18 protein-coding genes are annotated in these 22648 nt (G+C 71.8%); 4 read left to right on the top strand and 14 right to left on the bottom strand.

Annotated features, from left to right (window positions below; all coding sequences use genetic code 11):
* The first annotated feature begins 78 nt into the window (after positions 1–78).
* On the top strand, positions 79–960 hold the full coding sequence (locus C2865_RS36535; protein WP_106403272.1) for an NmrA family NAD(P)-binding protein: 882 nt from the start codon (positions 79–81) through the stop codon (positions 958–960).
* Positions 961–1081: 121 nt separating this feature from the next.
* Here the strand turns inward: C2865_RS36535 and C2865_RS36530 are convergent, their stop codons facing one another.
* Positions 1082–2326: a barstar family protein gene (locus tag C2865_RS36530; RefSeq protein WP_106403270.1), complete on the bottom strand. Its 1245-nt coding sequence runs from the start codon at positions 2324–2326 to the stop codon at positions 1082–1084.
* A 188-nt stretch (positions 2327–2514) separates the two neighbouring features.
* Positions 2515–2961, bottom strand: a complete 447-nt coding sequence (locus tag C2865_RS36525) for a hypothetical protein (RefSeq protein WP_106403268.1) — start codon at positions 2959–2961, stop codon at positions 2515–2517.
* Positions 2962–3218: 257 nt separating this feature from the next.
* Between C2865_RS36525 and C2865_RS36520 the strand changes: the two genes are divergently transcribed.
* Complete coding sequence (locus tag C2865_RS36520) at positions 3219–3890, top strand: DUF4328 domain-containing protein (protein ID WP_106403266.1); 672 nt, start codon at positions 3219–3221, stop codon at positions 3888–3890.
* 130 nt (positions 3891–4020) lie between these two features.
* Here C2865_RS36520 and C2865_RS36515 read toward each other — a convergent pair whose 3' ends face one another.
* From C2865_RS36515 to C2865_RS36475, 9 genes are all read right to left on the bottom strand, one after another.
* Positions 4021–5031: a sugar phosphate isomerase/epimerase family protein gene (locus C2865_RS36515; protein ID WP_106403264.1), complete on the bottom strand. Its 1011-nt coding sequence runs from the start codon at positions 5029–5031 to the stop codon at positions 4021–4023.
* A 7-nt stretch (positions 5032–5038) separates the two neighbouring features.
* Positions 5039–6334, bottom strand: coding sequence for a C-glycoside deglycosidase beta subunit domain-containing protein (locus C2865_RS36510; protein ID WP_106403262.1), 1296 nt, complete (start codon positions 6332–6334; stop codon positions 5039–5041).
* A gap of 4 nt (positions 6335–6338) precedes the next feature.
* Positions 6339–7880: a GMC oxidoreductase gene (locus tag C2865_RS36505; RefSeq protein WP_106403260.1), complete on the bottom strand. Its 1542-nt coding sequence runs from the start codon at positions 7878–7880 to the stop codon at positions 6339–6341.
* Between the two features lie 41 nt (positions 7881–7921).
* Positions 7922–9001, bottom strand: coding sequence for a Gfo/Idh/MocA family protein (locus C2865_RS36500; RefSeq protein WP_106403258.1), 1080 nt, complete (start codon positions 8999–9001; stop codon positions 7922–7924).
* Positions 9002–9119: 118 nt separating this feature from the next.
* Positions 9120–9953, bottom strand: a complete 834-nt coding sequence (locus C2865_RS36495) for an ATP-binding cassette domain-containing protein (protein WP_198653854.1) — start codon at positions 9951–9953, stop codon at positions 9120–9122.
* Positions 9954–9958: 5 nt separating this feature from the next.
* Positions 9959–11776, bottom strand: a complete 1818-nt coding sequence (locus C2865_RS36490) for a dipeptide/oligopeptide/nickel ABC transporter permease/ATP-binding protein (RefSeq protein WP_106403254.1) — start codon at positions 11774–11776, stop codon at positions 9959–9961.
* Positions 11773–12714 carry an ABC transporter permease gene (locus C2865_RS36485; RefSeq protein WP_106403252.1) on the bottom strand — a complete coding sequence of 314 codons (942 nt, stop codon included), beginning with the start codon at positions 12712–12714 and terminating at the stop codon, positions 11773–11775. The genes C2865_RS36490 and C2865_RS36485 overlap by 4 nt, the downstream gene beginning before the upstream one ends.
* A 72-nt stretch (positions 12715–12786) precedes the next feature.
* Positions 12787–14307, bottom strand: coding sequence for an ABC transporter substrate-binding protein (locus C2865_RS36480; RefSeq protein WP_106403251.1), 1521 nt, complete (start codon positions 14305–14307; stop codon positions 12787–12789).
* A 163-nt stretch (positions 14308–14470) separates the two neighbouring features.
* The gene (locus C2865_RS36475; protein WP_106403250.1) at positions 14471–15733 is read right to left on the bottom strand and encodes an ROK family protein; all 1263 of its coding nucleotides are present in this window, start codon (positions 15731–15733) and stop codon (positions 14471–14473) included.
* Between the two features lie 153 nt (positions 15734–15886).
* Between C2865_RS36475 and C2865_RS36470 the strand changes: the two genes are divergently transcribed.
* Complete coding sequence (locus C2865_RS36470; protein ID WP_198653853.1) at positions 15887–18760, top strand: alpha-L-rhamnosidase; 2874 nt, start codon at positions 15887–15889, stop codon at positions 18758–18760.
* A gap of 12 nt (positions 18761–18772) precedes the next feature.
* Here C2865_RS36470 and C2865_RS36465 read toward each other — a convergent pair whose 3' ends face one another.
* Positions 18773–19450, bottom strand: coding sequence for a TetR/AcrR family transcriptional regulator (locus tag C2865_RS36465; RefSeq protein WP_106403400.1), 678 nt, complete (start codon positions 19448–19450; stop codon positions 18773–18775).
* Positions 19451–19638: 188 nt separating this feature from the next.
* Here C2865_RS36465 and C2865_RS36460 point away from each other — a divergent pair, with 188 nt between their 5' ends.
* The gene (locus C2865_RS36460; protein ID WP_110554903.1) at positions 19639–20877 is read left to right on the top strand and encodes an FAD-dependent oxidoreductase; all 1239 of its coding nucleotides are present in this window, start codon (positions 19639–19641) and stop codon (positions 20875–20877) included.
* Between the two features lie 15 nt (positions 20878–20892).
* On the opposite strand, the gene C2865_RS39795 is transcribed toward C2865_RS36460, so the two are convergent.
* Positions 20893–21915, bottom strand: a complete 1023-nt coding sequence (locus C2865_RS39795; protein WP_157964063.1) for an NsdA family TPR-like regulatory protein — start codon at positions 21913–21915, stop codon at positions 20893–20895.
* A 342-nt stretch (positions 21916–22257) separates the two neighbouring features.
* The gene (locus C2865_RS36450; RefSeq protein ID WP_232836009.1) at positions 22258–22632 is read right to left on the bottom strand and encodes an Atu4866 domain-containing protein; all 375 of its coding nucleotides are present in this window, start codon (positions 22630–22632) and stop codon (positions 22258–22260) included.
* Positions 22633–22648 lie beyond the last annotated feature (16 nt).

Genomic DNA, 22648 nt, shown 5'->3' with positions numbered 1-22648 from the left:
GTCGAGGTACCCTCAGATTGAATTACCCGAGGGCCCCTCAGGTTATCCCCTCGAGGCCCATGACACCGAAGGATGAACATGATCTTGGTGACGGGTGCCACCGGCTCCATCGGCAGGTCTCTGGTGCACCGGTTGCGCCGGGACGGCGCGGCGTTCCGGGCGCTGGTCCGCGACGAGGCGAAGGGACAGGCGCTCGGCTGCGACTTCGCCGTCGGCGACTTCGACGACCCGGACTCGATCGCCGCGGCTCTCCACGGCGTGGACCGCCTGTTCCTCAACGGCTCCGGCGCCCAGCCGCTGGACGGGGAGCAGCCGATGATCCGCCGGCAGAAGACCGTGATCGACGCGGCGCGCAGGGCCGGTGTCGCACACGTGGTGAAGGTGTCGGTCTGGCACGCCCGCCGGGAGTCGAGGCTCTCCCAGAGCGCGCACTGGGAGATCGACGAACACCTCAGAGCCTCCGGCCTCGCCTGGTCCCTGCTGCAGCCCGCCGGCTTCATGCAGAACTTCATCGCGCCCGGAGCGTTCACCCCCGACGGAGACCTGGTCAGCTCCTATGGCGACACCCCCGTCGCCCACATCGACTGCCACGACATCGCCGCCTGCGCGGCCACCCTGCTGGCAGGCCCCCAGGACAGGAAGGACGCCTTCGTCCTCACCGGCCCCGAGGCGCTCACCGACGCCGAGATAGCCGACAAGATCTCATCCGCGCTGGGACGGACGGTGCACCGCGCCGAACTTCCCCCCGACGCCCTGGCCGCCGCCATGACGTCCCAGGGCCTCCCGCGCCGGTTCGCCGAAGACCTCGCCTACCTGGTCAAAGAGGTCGCCGCCGGTTCCCAGACCGCGACCACGACCACGGTCCGCGACATCACCGGCCGACCACCCCGCACATTCGACGCCTTCCTCACCGCCAACCTCCAGCCCCTACGTGCCGCCGCCACCCCACCGACACCCTGAACACCCCGGATCAGACTCCGAACCCCGAAGACAGGAGTCCCCCTTCTGCCGCCCGGGTGCCCGCCACCGCTGATTCCTGTACCGGTCTCCTCGCGAAACCGCCCGCCCGATCTCACCGCCGCTAATCACAGAAGTCGACGTCGATCCTGCTGTCGGAGAGGATGTCGAGCAGGTCCTGCAGGGTGTTGGCCGGACCCCAGCTGCGTAGTGCGGAGGAGGGACGGTCATAGCCCGGTACGAGGTGGTGGCGTGCGACGTCGGCGTGGTGCCATAGGAGCCGGAAGGGCGGCGTGGCACCCCACCTGCCGCGCAGGCAGTCGTCGAGCGCGTCGAGGTTCCAGCCGAAGTATCCGCCGGGGCCGTTGATGGCCTCGCCCAGAGCACAGTAGAAGCCTTCGATGTCGGTGATGAACCGGCCGTCGAGGTGGTAGACGCGTCCGGGCGGCCGGTCAGGGCGTTCGTGAGGGTGGTGGGCCAGGGCCGCGCCGGACCATTCGTGACGTAGCGCCCGGTCGTAGTCGGCCCACAGGCCGGGGCGGGCCGGCCGACCTGTGTGCCATAGCCGCCAGATCGCCCGGGCGTCGGCGGGCAAGGGGTCGTCGACGCCGGCGTCGAGGGTGACGTCGACCAGTCCGGCGCCCAGCAGGGAAGGGCGTGTTCCGGTCACGGTGGCCGACACCGCTCGACCCGTGTTCACGGCGTGCCCGCTGTCGTCGATGGCGTGGATCGTCGCCTGCAGGGCACGCCTCCGGGCCGAGCGCCGCTCCAGCAGCGCCAGCAGTGGTGCTTGGGGCCGACAACCGACGAGCGTCACCGGCTGCACCGGTGGTCGCGGACGCTCGCGGAAGATTCCGGTGGTGCGGCGGCATCTGCCCAGAGCCTCCCCATCGCTGCCGGTCAGCAGGAATGCCTGCGCGGCGGGCGGCCGTGCCGGTGGCCATCGGGTCTCCGGGAGGATGCGCAGATACCCGCGCAGGTCGATGTCGACCAGTCCGGTTCCATCCTGCGACGAGCGCCGGTTGAGGACCGTGACGTCACACAATTCCTCCATGCAGGAGCACCCGAAGTCATAACGCTGGCAGCCGTCCGGCGACGGCTTTCGGGGATCGTGCACCGGATCCAACACGATCCCCGCCAGCCAGGCCCGATCGCTGTCGGCCCGCAGCAGCGCCTCGCGCAGGGACCCGGCCGGCTCGCAGCCGATCAGGGTGTAGTGCTCCGGAACCGGTGGAGGCTCGGGCTCGACGAACAGTCCATCGATCTCGGCGCAGAGCGCCACGGGAACGTCGGAATCATCCGCGCCGCCCTCATCGACCAGCAGCCAACGCAGCGGCACCTTCTGGTCCCAGGCCCGCACCTTATCCATACGGCCTCCGCGGGAAAGACGTCGTCACCGCGGACGACCCTACCGTCCTGCCTTATGAAGCCCGTCCGGCATCGAGCAACGCCCGCACCCGACTCAGCCGAAACGGTCACCGCCCATATCGATCACCGAACCGCCTCAGTGTTCCCACAGCTCAGACCGCTTTCCCTGGGAAATCTCCTACCGGGCCTTCAAAGCCCGAGCTCATGCCGGACCTTGGCGTAATACCGCCCGGGCAACGTCGAGGCGACGCTCCAGGGCAAGGTCTTCGGCAAACTGTCACCCGCGCGGGAGAGATGGAAACCAGCACGCTCAAGGTCGCCGCCGAAGTAGTGAACGGCACCGAGCAGGTGATGGGCTTCTCGGCCATGTGGGTGCGGGCGGGATTGCCGCGCCCACAGGTCGGATGCTTCGCGCATGAGAATGGCCACCGAGGGCGCACGGAAATATTCACGCAGGACCTGGGAGGAAGACGCCTCGGTGTCGTCCATCCGACGCCAGGCGATCTCCAGATGGGCTACGGCCGCAATCGCGACGACTTCCTCGAGTGCGGCGACGGCTTCAGCAGAAGCGAGCGGCGGCGCGCTTCTCCCTGCGAGCCGGCCTCGGATCCTGCCGATGATCTCATCGTCGGTCATGGTGCTCCATCGGCATCAGCGATGCTCTCCATCGCGTGTTCTCCAGCGCTATGAAGGAGATCCTGCCAGCTTGGTCGTGCAGGCTCATCCACCGCCTCGAACAAGGCGCCGAGGCCGAAATGCACCCCGCCCTCGCGTATGCCACCCTGCCTCGAACTCAGCATGGACGTGTCGCCGACCTGGGCGGCCTGGGCGGAAAACCGTCCGTCGGCGAGGGCATTCGATCCTCGTCCGCGAGGCTCGCCTAAGCTGCCGCAATGCCCCAGAAAGCGGAGTCCGTGCGGTCGCTCAATGTCTGGCGGAGCCTGTTGTTCCTGGCGTTGCTGCCCGGCCTGTACGTCCAGTACCTTCAGGTCTCCGCCGCCATCGAGTGGTTGCGCAGCGACAGGCCCGAAGATATTTACATCGGGCTTGCCAGCTTTCTCGAGCTCAACCGGGGATTCAATCTCCTCAGCCTGGCACCGGTGTTCTGCGTTCTGCCGGTCTGGGTGTTCCAGGCCCGGCGGAATGCCGAGGTCGGCGGTTTCATCCGGCATCGCTACAAACGGCGCTGGCTGCTTCTCGGCTGGATCGTGCCTGTCCTCAATCTCTGGGTCCCCCGTCGGATCCTCCTCGACATCAGTGACACCTCTCCCGGCCACCGCCGCCCCGGGATCCGCGTGGTCATCAACTTCTGGTGGCCCGCCTGCCTGGCCGCGCTCCTCGTAGGCCGGCTCGTCGACCGGCTTCCCGTCACGTCCGGATCGCAACTGACCGTGCAGGCCTGCGGATCCCTCGTCGAGGGCGCGATCATGATCACCGCGATGGCGCTGACCGTCTGGATGGTCCAGTGCATCACCCTGGCACAACGCGACGACCACGGACTGCGCTCGGAAACCTTCGCCCTCACCGGTCAGGCGGTGCAGTTGAACAGCCATCCCGGCAAGTAGGAGTCCGCGCCCCCGGCGCCCACGGTCATGCGGCGTTCCGAGCAGCCGGGCGTGGCCGGATGGTCGGGCGTCGCTGATCCAGCGGGTGCCGGGGGCGTGGCGGGGCCCGGAAGGGCCGGGTGGCGGGCTCTTATTGCGCGCCGGTTCTGAAGGCCGCGTCGAAGGCGGCCGCCGGGGCGTCGAAGAGCTTGCCGCGTACGAACCGCAGTGCGTCGGGGGCGCCGACGAGACGGTCCATGCCGGCGTCCTCCCACTCGATCGAGATGGGGCCCTTGTAGCCGATCGAGTTCAGTGCGCGGAAGCAGCGCTCCCAGGGGACGTCGCCGTGGCCGGTCGAGACGAAGTCCCAGCCGCGGTTCAGGTCGGCCCAGGCCAGATGGGAGCCGAGGCGGCCGTTGCGGCCGTTGCCGACGGCGAGCTTCACGTCCTTGCAGTCGACGTGGTAGATGCGTTCGGCGAAGTCGAGGATGAAGCCGGCCGGGTCCAGGTCCTGCCACATCATGTGGCTGGGGTCCCAGTTCAGGCCGAACGCCTCGCGGTGGCCGATCGCCTCCAGTGCGCGCCGGGTCGTCCAGTGGTCGTAGGCGATCTCTGAGGGGTGGACCTCGTGCGCGAAGCGGACGCCGACCTCGTCGAAGACGTCGAGGATCGGGTTCCACCGGTCGGCGAAGTCCCGGTAGCCGGCGTCGATGACCTCCTGGGTGACCGGGGGGAACATCGCCACGTACTTCCAGATGGCCGAACCGGTGAAGCCGACGACGGTGTCCACGCCGAGCCGGGCGGCGGTGCGGGCGGTGTTCTTCATCTCCTCCGCGGCCCGCCGCCGCACCCCTTCGGGGTCGCCGTCGCCCCAGACCGAGTCCGGCAGCATGGCGCGGTGCCGGCCGTCGATCGGGTCGTCGCAGACCGCCTGGCCCTTGAGGTGGTTGGAGATCGCGAAGACCTTCAGCCCGTACCTGTCCAGTACGGCGCGCTTCCCGTCGAGGTAGGCGTCGTCCACGGCGCCGCGGTCGGGGTCGAGGTGGTCGCCCCAGCAGGCGATCTCGAGCCCGTCGTATCCCCAGGACGAGGCGAGGCGGGCGACCTCCTCGAACGGCAGGTCTGCCCACTGGCCGGTGAAGAGCGTGATCGGGCGCGTCATCGGGCGCTCACCGCCCCGCGCAGAGCGTGCGCAGCAGGGCGTGCTGGCGGCGGACCTGGTCGCGGCCGCGGCCGGGCGCGCGCACGCCCTCGTACTCGCTGGACAGCCAGCCCGACCAGCCCGCGGTCCGCAGGGTCGTGATGATCTCGTCCCAGGGGACGTGCCGGTCGTGGAGCCGGTCGTCGATGTCGAAGAACTTGGCCTGGATGAAGTGCACGTGCGGCAGCACCTCGACCAGGTCGGCCATCGGCACGGCGAGCGGCCGCAGGTGCGCCGGCACCTCCTCGCCCTCCTCCACGTCGATCTCCTCGGCGTAGTCGCGGACCGGCTCGGTCTGGAAGATGCCGGTGTCGATCAGCAGCTTGAAGTGCTCGCTGCCGGTGCGCTCGATGAACTCGAGGTACCCCTGGGTGACGGGGTGCTTGATCGGCGTGGGGGCGTGGATCTCCGGGCAGATGACGACGTCGAGCTCCGCCGCGAGGTCCAGGGAGCGCTCGACGGCCTCCTCCCAGATCGGGTGGGGGTCCAGGTCCCAGGAGGTGACGCCGAACTTCGGCCGCACCGAGGTGAAGCCCAGCCGCGCGGCGAGCCGGAGGTCGAGCTGGATCTGCGCCGCTCCCTCCTCGACGGTGAGGTCGCGGTCCCGCCATCTCGTGGTGTCGACCCAGGAGCCGTAGTTGGTGGCCGTCAGCCCGTACTTCTCCAGCAGTCCGTGCCACCCGTCGATCCAGGCGGAATCGGGCGACGGGTAGCCCGGGATGTTGCCCTCGCCGAGGATCTCGATGCCGTCGGCGCCGAGGTCGGCGATGTCGGCGAAGACGTCCTCGAGGGTCATCGAGGTGTGGACGTCGCCGGAGTAGCTGTAGGTGGACACGCCGAAGCGCAGCCCGCCGGCGGGCGCCGGGGGGACGATCACGGCCTTGGCCGACGCGGTGAACGGCGTGCGCGCGACGAGCGGCGGGAAGTACGACCGGCGCAGCTGGACGACGGCCTCGAGCTCGTGGACCCCGGCCGAGAGGCCGCCCGGCCTGGGCACGGTGATCGTCGCCGGCTCGTCCAGCTGCCACCGCACGTCGGTGGAGGCCCGCAGCTCCTCGAGGGTGAAGGTGCGCCCCTGCAGCGTCCACAGCGGCACGTGGTCGGGGATGCGTTCTCCGTCGACGAGCACCTCGACGCCGTCGAGCAGGCTGGCCGCGAACCCGCGGTAGTTCGGGTTGCGCAGCTGGAAGGCGAAGCCGGTCACCCGGCCGCCCTCGACGACGTTGCGGAAGCCCCTGCCTTGGATGATGGGGAAGTCGAGCATGTCGTCAGTTCCTCTCGGTGGTGAGCTTGGCGGCGATGTGGCGGGCACCGCCGACGGCGAGGCCGACCGCGGTGAGGGTGGGGTTGCAGGCGGTGGCGGTCGGGATGACTCCGTTGCCGGCGACGTAGAGCCCGTCGACGCCCCAGACCTGCGAGTCGGGCGAGCACACCGACGTGCCGTCGTCGGCCGCCCCCATCCGGACGGTGCCCTGGTAGTGCAGTGAAGCGCCGGGCGGGAACGTCAGCGGCTCGTCGTCCAGGGGGTCGCCGAGCGCCTCGGCGGCCCGGCGGACGGCGGCCCGGGAGGCCTCGATCGATGTGCGGTCGCGCTCGGTCAGGCGGTAGTGGATGCGCATGGCCGGCATGCCGTACGGGTCGGTCTCGTCGTCGAACTCGACGCGGTCGGATTCCTGGAGGTCCTTGGCGCAGAACCAGCCCAGGCCGACGATGGACCCCGGTACCGGCACGTCGTCGGCGGCCAACGGCACCGGGCTCGCGTCGAGCTGCATGACCTGCCCGTGGAACGGCTCCTCGTCGGTGTAGGGCACCCAGTTCACACCGCTGTGCCGCACGATCTCCGGCCGGTCGCGCGGGACGGCCTGCTCGTCGGGCCCCGGCTCGACGTCGCGCAGCCGGACGGCGAAGACCGTCTGGGGCTGGTCGTTGAGGTACCTGCCGAGGGCGCGGGGGCGGACGCCGGAGGCCCACAGCAACTGGGGGGTGCGCAGGGAGTCGGCCGCGACGACGACGAACCTGGCGCGGACGGTGTGCTCGCCGCCGCTGCCCATGTCGCGGACCCGCACGCCCGCGGCCCGGCCGTCCGTGATGACGACCTCGGTGACGAGCGCCTCCGGGATGAGAGTGAAGTTCGGGTTGGCGCGCGTGACGTCACCGAAGACGACATCGGACCCGGACCAGGTGACCCTGCCGTCGTCGTGCCGGACGACCGCCAGCGGCATCGGCGCGACCCTGCGGTCCTCCTCGCGCCCCGCGTCGAGCGCGGTGCTCAGCCGCTTGCGCACCTCGTCGGCGAAGGGAGCGTCGTCGAAGGCGTGCGTGTCGACGGACAGCAGCCGCTCCCCCTCGGCGAGGAGTTCGTCGAGGTCGGGCAGGAAGGCGATGCGCTCGCTGTCGCCGGGACGCGGGCAGGCGCCGGTCCAGTGCGCTCCCATCCCCCCGACGTTGCTGGACATCGCGGCGCCGGGGAGCCCGTCCTCCCCCGGCTGCCGGTATCCGGTGGCGAGCAGGAAGGTCCCGGGACGGACCAGCCGGAACGACTCGTCGGCGTACCCGTCCATCGTGTCGGTGGAGGTGTCCGCGGCGAGCGGTGCCGGGCCCTCCGAGCGGCGCTGTGCGAGCGCCCGCTCGTCGGGGTCTGCGATGTTCTTCACGTGCACGCCGGGCGGGTCGGCCAGCAGCGGCCCGACCTCGAAGGCCGCCACGGTCGCGTCCGGGCAGCGCTCGCTGAGGATGCGTGCGTACGCCGCGCCGCAGGGTCCGCTGCCGACGATGGCCACGTCGACGGTGTCGGGGAACGTCCGGGTCATGGGGGTGGTAGTCCTTGTCTGGTGGGAACGGCCGGCCGGGGTCACGCGGGCACCTCGACCCAGCCAGAAGTACGGGAGGAGTCGAGGACGGCTCGGGTGATGCGCGCGGCGCGCAGGCCGTCGGCGAAGGTGGGCAGTCCGTCGGGGGCCTCGCCTGCGATGGCGGCGTAGGTGTCGGCGACGAAGGCGTCGAAGCTGTCCTGGTAGCCCTGCGGATGTCCGGACGGCACGACCGCGTAGCGGGCGGCGGACGGGTGCTCGCCGGTGCCGCGCATCAGCTGCCGGTTGACGTCGCGGCCGCCGATCCACAGCGAATCGGGGTTCTCCTGGTCGAAGCACAGGCTCTCGTCGGCGCCGTCGACGGACAACCACAGCCGGTTCTTCCGCCCGGGGCTGATCTGGCTGACGGTCACCGTGCCGAACGCGCCCCGGTCGGTCTCGAACAGCACGGCCGCGACGTCTTCGGTCGTCACCGGGCGTCCGCCGCGCTCCGGGACGGCGACGACGGTCCGCGCCGTCAGCCGGGTGATGCGGTGGCCCGAGACGAACTCCACCAGGTCGCACCAGTGCACGCCGATGTCGGCGAACGCCCGTGAGGCACCACCGGTCGCGGCGTCGACCCGCCAGTTGTCGTCGGTGTCTCCGGCCAGCCAGTCCTGCAGGTACGAGCCGTGCAGCAACCGCACCGGCCCGGTGCTGCCGTCGGCCACCCGGGCCCGCGCCTCCCGGACGGTGGGGTAGAAGCGGTAGACGAACGGCACCGTCGCCGTCACCCCGGCCTCGGCCGCCAGATTCACCAGCTCCTCGGCCTCGGCGGGGTCGACCGCGAGCGGCTTCTCGCACACCACGTGCTTGCCGTGCCGGATGGCCTCCCGGACCAGGGATCCGTGGGTGGTATTCGGTGTGCAGACGTGGACGACGTCGATGGCGGAGTCCTGGAGCAGCTCGTCGAGGGTCTCGGTGACCCGCTCGGCGTCGACGAGACGCGCACCGGCCCGCGAGGACTGCGGTGTGGAGCCGACGATCCGGGCGACGGTGCCGCCGGAGCGCCGGATCGCCCGGGCGTGGACGGTTCCCATGAATCCCGTGCCGATGATGCCGGCTTGTCGACGATCGGCCATGGCCTTCTCGCTTTCGTGTGTTGGGGCATGCGATTCCCGGGCCGTGGCGGATCGGCGACGGCCTGGTGCGCTGTTCTCGTTCCGGATCAGCCCGGTCGGGTCGGCCGGCGTCCCTCGCCTAGACGGCCTGCTCGGCGAGGAACCGGTGGCGCTCGGCGCGGCGCTGTGCCTGGCGGGCGGGGTCGGGGACCGGCGCCGCGAGGAGCAGTCGCTGGGTGTAAGGGTGCGCGGGGGCCGAGGTGACGACGCCGGCGTCACCGTCCTCGACGATCTCCCCGCGGTACATGACGGCGACCCGGTGGCTGATGTGGCGGACCACCGACAGGTCGTGCGTCACGAACAGGTAGGCGACGCCGGTGCGCTCCTGGATTTCGATGAACAGGTCGAGGACCCGCGCCTGGGTGGACAGGTCGAGCGCGCTGACCGGTTCGTCGCAGACGATGAGCTTGGGGTCGCGGGACAGCGCGCGGGCGATGGCCAGGCGTTGCCGCTGCCCGCCGGAGAACTCCCGCGGCAGCCGATGCGCCGTGTCGGCGGGAAGGTGCACCTCGTCGAGGAGGCCGCGAACCCGCCGCTCGGCGTCCGCCCTGCTGGTTCCGGCGACGAGCAGGGGCTCGGTGAGGATGTCCCCGACCGTCATCGCGGGGTTCAGCGAGGTGTAGGGGTCCTGGAAGACGACCTGGATGTCCTTGCTCAGCGCGCGCCGTTCGCGTTTGCCCAGCCCGGAGACGGTCCGGCCCGCGAAGCGGATGTCGCCGCCGGTGACGGGAGCGAGCCCGAGGATGGCCCGGCCCAGCGTCGTCTTGCCCGAGCCCGACTCTCCGACGAGGCCGAGGGTCTCTCCGGGGTCGATGGTGAGCGACACTCCCTTGAGCGCCCGGAACGGCGGCCGCCGCCAGCCTTTGACGGGGAATTCCACGATGACGTCGCGGGCCTCGAGAAGCGGATTCATGCCGGTCATCGGGTCCCTCCGAGGTTCTGGACGGGGTGCGAGCGGGCGGCCCGGGGTTCGCAGTCGTCGAGGGTCGACGCGAGGAGCATCCGGGTGTACTCGTGCTGCGGCTCGGCGAACAGCCGCGCCGCCGGCGCCGTCTCGACGATGCGGCCGGTCTGCATGACGGCGACCGTGTCGCACAGGTCGGCCACGACCCCGAAGTCGTGGGTCACGAGGATGACGCCCATGCCCCGCTCGGCCTGGAGCTCGCGGATGAGGTCGAGGACCTCCGCCTGGACGGTCACGTCGAGCGCCGTCGTGGGCTCGTCCGCGATGAGCAGTTCCGGGTCGCATGACATGGCGCCCGCGATGAGCACGCGCTGCGCCATGCCGCCGGAGATCTGGTGCGGGTAGGAGGCGAAGACGCGCTCCGGATCGGCGACGCCGACCCGCTCGAGCAGGTCGAGCGCCCGGGTGCGCGCCGCGTTGCGGGACAGGCCCAGGTGGTGCCGCATCGGCTCGACGAGCTGGTTGCCCACCCGGAACGACGGGTCGAGGTTGGACATCGGCTCCTGCGGGATGTAGCCGATCCGCTTGCCGCGCAACCGGTTCATCGCCGCCGGGGACAGGCCGCGCAGGTCCCGGCCGCCGAACTCCATGCGGGCGGCGGAGGTCCTGGCCAGGGGCGGGAGCAGGCCCAGCACCGAGAACGCGGTCTGGGACTTGCCCGAACCGGACTCCCCTACGAGGCCGAGGATCTCGCCCTTGCGCACGGACAGCGAGGCCCCCTTCACGACGACGGCCTGGGAGCCGTCCGGCCGCGGATAGGCGACGTGCAGGTCCTCGACGGCGAGGAGGACGTCCGCCTCATCGCTCTCGTCCGCTTCACCGGCCGGGGACGGCGAAGCCGCCACGACGGGACCGGACGGCGCGGCCTCCGCCCGCGAACGCACGTGGACGGCGGTCCCGCCGACCCCGAGCGCGTCCCGCAGGGCGTTGCCGATGAGGCTGAAGGCGGTGACGGTGAGCACGATCGCCAGGCTCGGCCAGAGCAGCAGTCGCGGCGCGCTGTAGATGTTGGCGAAGGCGTCGTTGAGCATGCCTCCCCAGCTGGCCTGGTTCTCCGAGCCGAGCCCGAGGAACTCCAGCCCCGCCTGGAGGACGATCGCGATGCCCAGCAGCTGCGACACCTGGATCACCGTCGGCGCCACGACGACGGGCAGGATGTGCCGGCGCATGATGCGGGCGTCTCCCAGGCCGGACACGCGGGCGGCGTCGACGTAGAGCTCCTCGCGGACCGCGACGACGGACGCCCTGATGAGCCGGAAGATGCCGGGCGCGATGAGCAGGCCGAAGACGGCCATCGCGAGGCCGGTGCTGCGGCCCCACTGCGCCAGGACGACGAGCAGCACGATGATGGCGGGCAGCGCCATGACGAGGTTGCTCAGCCAGCCGGCCACGCCGTCGAACCAGCCCCGGTAGTACCCGGCCGCGATGCCGGCCGGCAGGCCCACGGCCAGCGACACGGCGACGACGATGAGCGCCCCGGTGAGGCTGGTGCGCCCGCCGTGGAGGAGCTGGGCGAGCACGTCGCGTCCGACTCCGTCGGTGCCGAGCGGGTGGCCGTCCCCCATGGGCAGCAGCGCGTCGGCGATCTTGGACGCCGTGGGGCTCTGCGACGTCAGAAGCGGTGCGAGCACGCTCGCCACGACGACGATCGCAACGTAGGCGAGGGCCGCCACGGCGAGCGGGTCGCGCAGAAGGCGGCGCAGGACACCCGCTCGCGGCGCGACGGGCTCCGAGGGCCCGTGGGCGGGGTTCGGTTCGTTGGGGACGCTCATGACATGCGCACTTTCGGGTTGAGCCAACCGAGGAGGACGTCGGCCAAAAGGTTGACGATGACGACCAGGACGACCGTCACGACGACGACGCCGAGGACGAGCGGCACGTCGCCCTGGCTCGCGGCGGACGTGGCGCGCTCCCCGATCCCGGTGAGGCCGAAGACCTGCTCGATGACGACGGCGCCGCCGATGAGCGCGATGAACTGCAGCGAGAGGACCGTCAGGGAGGCGGGGGCGGCGTTGCGCAGGGCGTGCTTGAGCAGCACGCTGCGGGCGGGCAGTCCGCGGCTGCGCAGGGTCCGGATGTAGTCCTGCCGCAGGACGTCGATCATGGAGCCGCGGGTCTGGGCGGCGACGGTGGCGATGGCGCCGATCGCCAGGGCCAGTGCGGGCAGGGTGATGGAGGCCAGCCAACCGGCGGGGTCCACGCTCGGCTTCACGTACCCGATGGCCGGGAACAGGCCGAGCTGGACGGCGAAGACGAGCGCGAGGATCATCCCCACGAGGAAGTTCGGGACGGCGAACGCGACGACGGACACCACCTGCAGCACCCGGTCGGCCCAGCCGCCGCGGACGGCGGCGGCCACGCCGAGCACGATACTCACGGCGGCGGTGAGCAGGATCGCGGCCAGCACGAGGGACAGGGAGACCGGCAGTGCCTCGCCCACGACGCGCGAGACGGGCTGGTTGGTGAACCATGAGGTTCCGAGGTCGCCTCGGACGGCGTGGCCGAGCCAGTCCGCGTACCGCTCGACCAGCGGACGGTCCAGCCCGAGTTCGTGCCGCTTGGCGGCGACCTGGGCGGCGCCGGCCTGGGTTCCGGCGATCCGCTGCGCGGGGTCGGAACCGGTCAGGCCGGTGAGGAAGAAGGTGGCCGTCGCGATGACGAAGACCAGGACGACGCCGGCGGCGAGCCGGCGGAGCAGGAAAGTGATCATGGTTCGGCTCCGTGGCGGATGGTCGGCCGTGCCGTGCCCCGCGGCCCGTGGGCCGCGGGGCACGGGCGAAGGTCAGGCTGCGGGTGCGAAGCCGGACAGCGGCGGGACGCTGACGCCGGGGACCGTGGTCACCTCGACGCTCTTGCCGAGGGCGTAGGCCCCCTGCTGGAAGGCCCACGGCGCGAACCACGCCTGGTCGACGATGTGGGCGTTGAGCCGCTTGTAGGCGGCGTCCTGTTCTGCGGAGTCCGAGGTGCGGATCGTCTCGAGCAGCTCGGTGACCTTCGGGTCGGTCACGTGGAAGGGGTTGAAGGCCGCCTTCGGGTCGAGTGTGAGCTGGGCGAACGCCCACGGGTTGCTCGACGTGAGGTTGAAGTAGTTGATCGGCCACCTGCCGCCGATGATGCTGCCGACCGCCTGGTCGGCCGTGATGGGGGTGTACTTCACCTTGATGCCGATGGCGGCGAGCGACTCGGTCATCGCGGCCTGCTCGTCGGGGTAGACCGGCGAGAAGTCGGCCACGGTCAGGGTGAAGCCCGAGGCGTAGCCCGCTTCGGCCATGAGCCGCTTGGCCTTGGCGACGTCGTAGGGGTAGGCGTCGTCCAGGGCCTTGTCGTAGCCGCTCGTGGTCGGCGCGAAGATCTGCGCGCTGGGGGTGGCGAGGCCGCCCTTGACGTTCTCGACGATCGTCTCCCGGTCCAGCGCGTGGTTGATGGCCCGCCGGACGCGGAGGTCGCCGAGCGCCTTGGTGTTCTCACCGGCCCGGTCCCACAGGAAGATGCCCTCGATGGTCCCGTTGTCGTACGTCGCGACGGTCAGGCCCGCCTGCTTCGCCCCCTGGACGATGTCCTTGCTGATGGCGGAGACACCGAGGATCTGGCCCGAGCGCAGACCGTTGATCGCCGCCGTCGTGTTGTCGAGGTGCTTGATGTCCACCTGGTCGTACGGGTAGGCGGACTTGTTCCAGTAGGACTCGTTGCGGGTGAAGACGTAGGCGTCTCCGGAGGTGCTGCGGCTCTTGTCGAGTCGGTAGGGGCCGCTGCCGACCGGGGCGGTCTTGATCTCCGGGCTGCCGAGGGCCTTCGGGCTGGCCAGGTAGCCGGCGCTGCGGGCGAGGCTGGGGACCAGCGAGGGGTCCGGGGCGCTGAGCACGATCTCGGCGTGGGCGGCATCGGTGACGTTCACCTCGTCGACGGCGCGCAGGGCGCTCGCCGCCTCTCCGGTGCCCTTCTTGGCGTGCTCGAGGTTGGCCTTGACCGCGGCCGCGTCGAGCTTCGTGCCGTCCGTGAAGGTCACGTCTTCGCGCAGGGTGAGGCTCAGCCTGGTGTTCGAGGGGTCGTAGCTCCATGCCGTCGCGACGTTGGCGGCCGGCTTGCCGGCGGCGTCGAGCGCCAGCAGCGTGTCGTAGACCGCCTGGTAGTAGTGGTCCTCCGGACCGCCCATGGCCATCGCGCCCGGCTCGAACGAGGTGGGCGGCGTGACGATGGCCAGGGTGAGCGTCTGGCTCCCTTCCGCCGACGACGAGCCGCCGCCGCAGGCGGAGAGGCCGAAGAGGAAGGCCGCGGCCGAGGCCGCGACGATTGACCTGCGCATATGCACTCCAGGGGGACTGAGGACCGTGGTCGGCCCGGGCGCCGTGCGGGCGCCGGTCGGAGATGAGGCGGGGCAGGGCCGTTCCGGTCAGGAGTACCCGGAGAGCTCCGCGGGGCGGGCCCGCCTGCGCCGACTTTAGTCCCAATGGAACATATGTCAAGGGTCACAGCAGAGACAGGCGCTGCAAAGGCGCCGCGTGGCCGACCGGCGAGCCGTTCTCGATCCAGAGCCCGACCGAGGAGGGGCCGAACAGGTGCTCGATCGCCAGGATCGCCGCTCCCGTCACCCCCTCCCTGAAGTCCAGCGAGGCCGGCCGCACCGCGAGCCTCCCCCCGGCGAGCCGGCCGACGCCGGCGCGGACGGTGTCCTCGAACGTCTCGAGCACCCAGTCCCCGACGCGCAGCGCGCCGCCGCCCAGCACCACCGTGCCGGGGTTGACGAAGTTCACCAGGTTGGCCGTGGTCCGCCCCAGCAGGCGCGTCGCCCGGAGCACCACCTCGACGGCCAGCGGGTCGTCCGCGGCGGCGGCCAGGCCGACGTCCTGGGCGGTGAGCCTGCCCTCCTGCGCGAGCCGCGCCGCCAGCCGGGGGCTCTCCCCCGTCCGCTCGGTGACCTGCCGGATGATCCCCCAGCCCCCCGCGAGGGCCTCGAGGCAGCCGGTGCGGCCGCACCGGCAGACGACGTCCGAGGAATGGCTGACCTGGATGTGCCCGATGTCGCCCGCGGCGCCGGTGTCGCCGCGGAAGACGAGCCCGCGGGACACCAGGCCCGCTCCGATGCCCTGGTCCGCCAGCACGTACAGCAGGTCGCGGCCGTCATGGGGAATCCCCTTGTGCCACTCGCCCAGGGCCATGAGGTTCACGTCGTTGTCGACCCAGACCGCCGCGTCGTAGCGGTCGCGCAGCCAGGAGCGGACGCTGTAGCCGTCCCAGCCCGGCATGATCGGCGGGTCGACGAGGCGGCCCGTCGCGAAGTCCACCGGTCCGGCGACGCCGATCCCGAAGGCCCACGGCAGGGTGCGGGTCCTGCGGGCGAGCCGGGCGAACAGCCCGTTCAGCAGCTCCATGGTCTCGTCGGGGCGGTCCGCGGCGTCCCAGTCCTCGTGCAGCGAGGCGACCAGCGTGCCGTCGAGCGTGGCGACCGCCGCGGTCATCTCCGTCGCCCCGACGACGCCGGCGTAGACGTGCCCGGCCTCGGCGCGAAAGCGCAGCTGCCGGGACGGGCGGCCCCCGCCGGACGGGACGAGGGCGGCGTCCTCGAGCAGCCCGGCGTCGATCGCCTGCTGGACCCGCTGGGCGACGATCTTGCGGCCCAGGCCCGTCTCCTGCTCCAGCGCGGGCCGGGTCAGCGCCCGGCCGGTCCGCACCAAGTTGATCAGCCGCCCGTGGATGAAAGCCTCCTGGGGCGAGGGAGTCGAACCGCTCATCGCGACCTCCGGGGGTATGGGAATGACATAAGTTCTAATGGAACATTAGGCTAGGTCTTCGCCGCGGCAGGCGACAGCGGACGCGCCGCACCGGCGGGCATCATCCTGCCGCCGAAACGCCTGTGCCGCGCATCGCTCCCCGGAGGTGTCCCCTTGTCCCATGCCGTGGTCTCGGACCTGCGCGCCGGCCGCCGACGCGACGGCGCGTCCTGGACGGACGGCGCGGCGCCCGCCGTGTCGTGGCGCACGGACACCCCGGCTCCCGGCTGGCGGCAGGCGTCCGCCCGGCTCACCCTGACCCGGCCGGATGACGGCGGTCGCACGGAGACCGTCGATCTGGACGGCGGCGACTCGGTGTGCGTCCCGTGGCCGTTCCGTCCACTGCGCTCCCGCGAACGCGTCCTCCTCCAGGTGTCGACCACGGGTTCCGACGGAGTCCGTTCCGAGCCGGCGGAGATCGACGTCGAGGCGCCGCTCCTGGAGGCGTCCGACTGGTCGGCGTGCTGGGTGGCGCTGCCCGCCGGGACACCGGACGACAGGCCCGGACAGTTCCGGCACACCGTCGACCTGGGGCCGGGCGTGGTCCGCGCCCGCCTGCACGTGACCGCGCTCGGGGTCTACGAGGCCGAGCTGAACGGGGCGCGCGTCGGATCCGACGTCCTGGCTCCCGGCTGGACGAGCTACCGGGACCGGGTGCTCTTCCAGACCCACGACATCACGGGGCTCGTGCGCCCCTGCCGCAACACGCTCGGCATCTGGCTGGCGGGTGGCTGGTTCACCGAGCGCTACGGCTTCTTCGGCCGCGCCCGGCGCGCCTACGAGGGCCCGGCCGCCGTCCTGGCCCAGGTGGAAGTGACCTACGAGGACGGGCGTCATGCCGTCGTCGGGACCTCTCCCGACTGGCGTTGCAGGCCTTCGGACGCTCTGCTCTCCAGCGGTGTCTACGCCGGTGAGCGGTTCGACGCCAGGGGCCACGATCCCGCGTGGTCCACGCCGGGCGGCGGCGGGGAGGGCTGGCTGCCGGTCGCCGTCCGGGACGTCCCCCATGAGCTGCTGCGTCCGGCGGGCGCCGAACCCGTCCGCCGGGTCGGGGAGGTCGCACCGGTCGCGGTGCTGAGCTCGCCGTCGGGCAAGACCCTCGTGGACTTCGGGCAGAACCTCGTGGGCCGGGTGCGGATCCGGGTGGACGGCCCGCGAGGGCACACGGTCACGCTGCGACACGCGGAGGTCCTGGAGAACGGCGAGCTCGCCACCCGCCAGCTCCGCCAGGCCCACTCGGTGGACGCCTACACGCTGCGCGGCGGCGGCGTCGAGGAGTGGGAGCCACGCTTCACCTTCCACGGCTTCCGCTACCTCCAGATCGACGACTGGCCCGGCGCTTTCGACCCGTCGTCCGTCACGGCCGTCGTCTGCTCCTCGGACCTGCGCCGCACCGGCCGGTTCTCCAGCTCCGAGCCGCTGCTGGACCGGTTCCACGAGAACGTCGTGTGGAGCATGCGCGGGAACTTCCTGTCGATCCCGACGGACTGCCCGCAACGCGACGAGCGGCTGGGCTGGACCGGCGACCTCCAGGTCTTCGCGGGCACGGCCGCCACGCTGCACGACTGCGGCGCCTTCCTGGCGTCCTGGCTCTCCGACCTCGCCCTGGAGCAGGCGCGCCACGGCGGGGTCACCCCGCTCGTCGTGCCGAGCGCCATGCCCGAGGACACCGACGGCGTCGTGGCCGCCTGGGGGGACGCCGCCACCGTCGTCCCGTGGACGCTCTACGAGCGCCTCGGCGACATCGACCTCCTGTCCCGCCAGTTCCCGAGCATGCGCGCCTGGGCGGAGGCCGAACTGGCCTGCGCCGACCCCGACGGCCTGTGGACGCGCGGCTACCAGCTCGGCGACTGGCTCGACCCCAAGGCCCCCGCGGACCGGCCGAGGGAAGGGCGGACGCACCCGTCCCTCGTCGCGTCCGCCTACCTGTTCCGGTCCCTGGACATCGTCGCCCGCACGGCGCGGATCCTCGGGGACACCGCACTGGCCCGCCACTACGGTGGGCTCGCGGAACGGACACGGCTGGCGTTCCTCCAGACGTACGTGACACCGGCCGGCCGGATGGTCTCGGAAGGGCCGACGACGTACGCCCTGGCCCTCGTGTTCGGCATCGCCCGCGAACCGGACCTCCGAGCGGCCCTGGGACGGCGCCTCGCGGAGATCGTCCGGGAGGACGGCTACCGCATCGGCACGGGTTTCGTCGGGACTCCCCTGATCATGGACGCCCTCTGCGCCACAGGACGGCTGGACGCCGCGGCGCGCCTGCTCCTGCAGACCGAGGAGCCGTCCTGGCTGTACCCGGTGACCGTCGGGGCGACGACGGTCTGGGAGCGCTGGGACGCGCTGCTTCCCGACGGCTCGGTCAACCCCCACGAGATGACCTCGTTCAACCACTACGCCCTCGGCGCCGTCGCGGACTGGCTCCACCGGGGCCTGGCCGGCCTGGCTCCCGCCGAGCCGGGCTACCGGCGCCTCCGCGTCTCCCCCACGGTGCTCACCGGCCTGTCGCACGCCCGCAGCGAGCAGACCACACCGTACGGGAGGGCGAGCGTCGAGTGGACCGTCGCGGACGGCGCGCTCACCGTCTCGGCCCTCGTGCCGCCGAACACGACCGCCGAAGTCGTCCTGCCCGACGGTCCGCGACCGGACGCGGGCCCGGGCCGGCACCGCTGGGTCCTGCCCTGGACCCCCGCGGCACGGCCCGTCGTCGAGCACGGCCTCGACACCGATCTGGCCGACCTCGTCGACGACCCCGAGGCTCTCCGCCTCGTCCGGTCGATACTGGCCGAGCACGATCCGGGACGGGCCCGCGCCTTCGGCGGTGCGATCCGCTACGAGGCGGGCTCGACACTGCGGACGGCGCTGCTCTTCACCGATCCGGCGGCGCTCACCGCGATCGAGCGGGCGCTGGCCGATCTGCACCGCCGCCGGGACGGATCCCGGCGTACGCCGCCGTCCGGCGGTTCCAGGGCGTCCGGTTCTCCGTGACCGCCGAGCCGGCTATGGCCAAGGAGAGGCGCCCGTCTGGTCTCCGAGCAGGTAGCGGATGGCGGTCTGGGCGAGGTGGTCGGTGAAGGCCTGGTCGGTGGTCGCGGGAATGGCGAAGCCGGGGCCGTAGGCGGTGCGCAGCACGAGGGCGGAGAAGAGGGTCTCGTAACAGGCCAGGGCTGCGGCGCGGGGGTCGGGGTGGGTGATGTGCCGCTCGGCGCGCAGGAGGACGGCGGTGAACGCCTCACCGATGCGGCGGGCGTGGTGGGAGCCGCGGCGTTTGATCTCCGGGTGGGCCCCGGAGATCAGCACCACGGCGCCGAGGAAGCGGGCATGGCGCTGGAACATCCCGGCGAGCTCGGCGACGACCGCTCCGACGAGCCGTGCCGGTTCCAGGTCCGTCCAGCGCCCGTGGTCGGCGAAGACGGCCTCATCGACCCGGGCGCGGGCGATGCCGTGCTCGTAGACGGCCAGGAACAGGGCGTCCTTGGTGTCGACGCGGGCGTAGACGGTCGGCGGCGCCACTTCGGCGCGCTCGCACACCGCGGCGATGGTGAACGCCTCGTACCCGCCCTCTTCGACGATCTCCACTCCGGCGTCCAGGATCCTCGTCCACACCCGGCGGCTGCGCTCCTGCAGCGGCGGCCGGATCTGCAGATCAGCGCTGGTCGGAGGCTGGCTTTCGCTCATGGTGAGCATTGTTCCGCACCGCCGCCCCTTTCGTTCCCGCTCCCTTGACAACCGTGTGACGCGTGCTCCATCATCCTTCAAACATTAGCACGCACTAAAGTTTTCTCGGACGAGACGGCCGTCTACGACGCCCGCCCTGCGAACTGAGACCTCTCCCGCTCCCCGCCCCACCTGAGGAGGACGTCCCCATGGCATCCACCCCACGCGGCCGCGTCGCCGTCATCGGCGCCGGCCCCGCCGGCATGGCCACCGCCCTGTCGGTCCACCAGGCCGGCCATGAGGTCGTGCTCCTGGAGCGCTACCCCCGGGCCCGCGCGGCCGGCAACATCCTCAACCTGTGGCCGCCGCCCATCAAGGCCCTCGGCCTCATGGGCGTCGACACCGACGACCTCGGCTCCCCCTGCCACACCGAGTTCCGCAACACCGCCGGGCGCCGCCGCGTCTCGGTCGAGCTGCCCGACGACATCGTGCGCGACTACGGCGGCGGGTTCATCGGCCTGCTCCGCCCGGCCCTGTACGAGCGGCTCCTGGCGGCGCTGCCGCCCGGCGTCCTCCAGGTCGACCGCGCCGTCGAGCGGCTGGAGCAGGACGAGACCGGGGTGCGCCTGCACATGGCCGGCGGCGACGTCCACGAATGCGACGTCGTCGTGGGCGCCGACGGCATCGACTCCCTCGTCCGCCGCACCCTGTGGGGCGAGGCGCCCAAACGCGAGCACAACCTGCACATCTTCGGCGGCTTCACCCTCGCCGAGGACATCGACGCCCCCCGCAACCAGTGCGTCCTCACCCACAGCCGCACCGTCCAGGGCGCCTGGACCTCCATCCGCCACCAGGGCCGCGACGGCTACCAGTGGTGGGTGCTGAGCGCCCACGACGCCCGCGAGGAGTTCACCGGCGACCTGCACGCCGCCGCCACGGCCCTCGCCCGCGAGTTCCCCTCACCGCTCCCGCAGCTCATCGCCGCCACCGACCCCGCCAGCGTGCAGCGCTGGCTCCTGCGCGACCGCAAACCCCTCAAGCAGTGGTCCAAAGGCCGCGCCACCCTCGCCGGAGACGCCGCCCACCCCACCTCCCCGTACGCCGCCTACGGAGCCGGCATGGCCACCGAGGACGGCTACTTCATCGGCCGCCGCCTCGCAGGCGTCGACCTGCGCGACCACGCCGCCGTCCGCACCGCCCTCCAGGCCTACGAAGACCCCCGCAAACCCCACACCGCCCGCCAGTCCCAGCAGGCCTTCGTCCTCGGCAAGGTCTTCCACCACGCCCCCAAGCCCCTCCAGGTCGTCCGCGACCTGATCCTCGACCACACCCCGCTGCTCCAGAAGGCCGTAGGCGAGTCCTCCCCCGGCGAGATCATCAAGCAGATCACCGAGATCGACACCGCCGAACGCGCCTTCCGCACCGCCCTCGGCCGCACCGACGGCTGACCGGCCGTGAGCCGCTCACCGGTTCTTGGCGGGTTGGAGGATATCGAGCAGTAGTTCGTCGGCCTCGCCTACCTTCTCCTCCGTCCGATAAGGCCGCCAGGAGGCGTGGATGTCCTTCAGGTGGTTGCGGATCCGGCCGGAGGAGACTCCCACCAGGTTCTCGCGCAGGTCCAGCAGCGTTCGGGCGGCTTGTTCGGGGCGGCGCTGTCGGAGCTGGGCGTGGGCGAGCCGAACCCCTACGAGGGTGAGGGAGCGGCGTTCGGCCGGGTCCCTGGTGTCCATCGAGGCCTGGAAGTGTTTCTCGGCTCGGGACCAGTTGCCGAGTTCGCCCAGGGTCAGGCCGATCTGGTGCTCGTAGCTGCTGCGTTGGTAGTCGCCCGTCCATTCGTCCCGGGGCCGGGAGTCGGCCCTCTCCAGGTGGCTTTCGGCCTCGGCCAAGAGGCGGCGGGCACGGCCGTGGTCCTGGTCGGCGGCCGCGACGGCCTCCGCCCGCATGCCGGTCACCCACGCCCGGGTGCGCAGCGGCGCCCGGGTGCCGAGCATGCTCCCGGCGGCCTCGGCGAGCTCCAGGCCCTGGCGGCCGCGGCCCAGTTCGACGGCCTGCACGGACAAGGACCGCAGGACCGTGGCGCACTTCACCGGATCGTCGGCCTCCTCGGCGAGCCGGAAGGCCTGGATGTAGTAGCGCTGGGACAGGCCGGTCCGCAGGTCGTCGGAGGCCATCCAGCCCAGCAGGTAGGCGAGCTCGGCCGCGGCGGTGAACAGGTCGGGGCGGGCGGCGCCGGTGGTGCCGCGCAGGAGCGGCGCGACCTCCTGGGTGAGGTAGGCGGCGACGACGTTGCGGGCGTGACCGCCGCCGTGGCGGTCGTCCATCTGCTGGAAGAGGCCGGTCATCTGGCGGATGCGGGCGACGTCGCCGGCTCCGGCACGGGCGGCGGGGCCGGTCCGGTGCAGGACGGCGGACCTGGAGGCGGGTGAGAGGGCGGCGGCGGTCAGTGAGCAGGTTCCGGCGGTGAGCAGCGTGCGCCGATCGAGCATGTCGTCACGTCCCAGGACAGCGATCCGGGCGACCGGGTCACCGATCCGGGACCGCGGGGTCCCGGCGGGGTCTGGCCGGTCCGGCCCGGGTCGGCGGCGGTCAGGTGGGGGCGGTCCAGCAGCCGCAGGGAGTCGGCTGCCGTTGTTCCTGGTCTAGGTGTTCCCCCGTTGAGCCGTTCCCCCACCGACAAGGCGTCACAGGACAGATCGTCCTTCGCCATCCGGCAGATGTCCGGTCGGAGCCGTGCCTCCGGGCACCGCGGCGGCTCGTGCGCGGTGTTCTCCTTCGAGTGGTCCCGTGGAGAAGGCGGGGTCCGGGGGCGGCGACGCCCCGGACGCGGTTCAGCGCTCGCGGTACAGGACGAGGTGCTCGTGGTAGAGGACGCCGTCGCGGACGTCGCCGGTGGCGGTGAAGCCGAGGTCGTCGTAGTAGTCGATGTGGTCGCCGGTGACGGTGTAGCGGCCGGTGTAGGCGCGTTCGCGGCCGTCGCGGGCTTCCTCGTAGCGGCCGGTGGGCAGGAGTTCCTGGCGGATGCGGCCGTCGGCGGTGACCCACATGCCCACGTGCGGGTGGGGGCCGGTGGTGATGGTCTGAGCGGTCATGGGAGCCTCCCGGGCGGTGGTCGTGGTGTTCGTGGCGGTGGGGTCGGGGTGGTGGCAGGCGGCGGTGGCGAGGGCCGCGAGCAGGCCGGTGGCGAGCAGCGCGGAGCGGACCATGGCGGCGGCTTTCACT

The sequence above is a fragment of the Actinocorallia populi genome (assembly GCF_002995495.1).
Classification (GTDB): Bacteria; Actinomycetota; Actinomycetes; order Streptosporangiales; family Streptosporangiaceae; genus Actinocorallia; species Actinocorallia populi.
The sequence above is the reverse complement of the archived record's forward strand: the minus strand, read 5'-3'. Positions and strand labels throughout refer to the sequence as shown.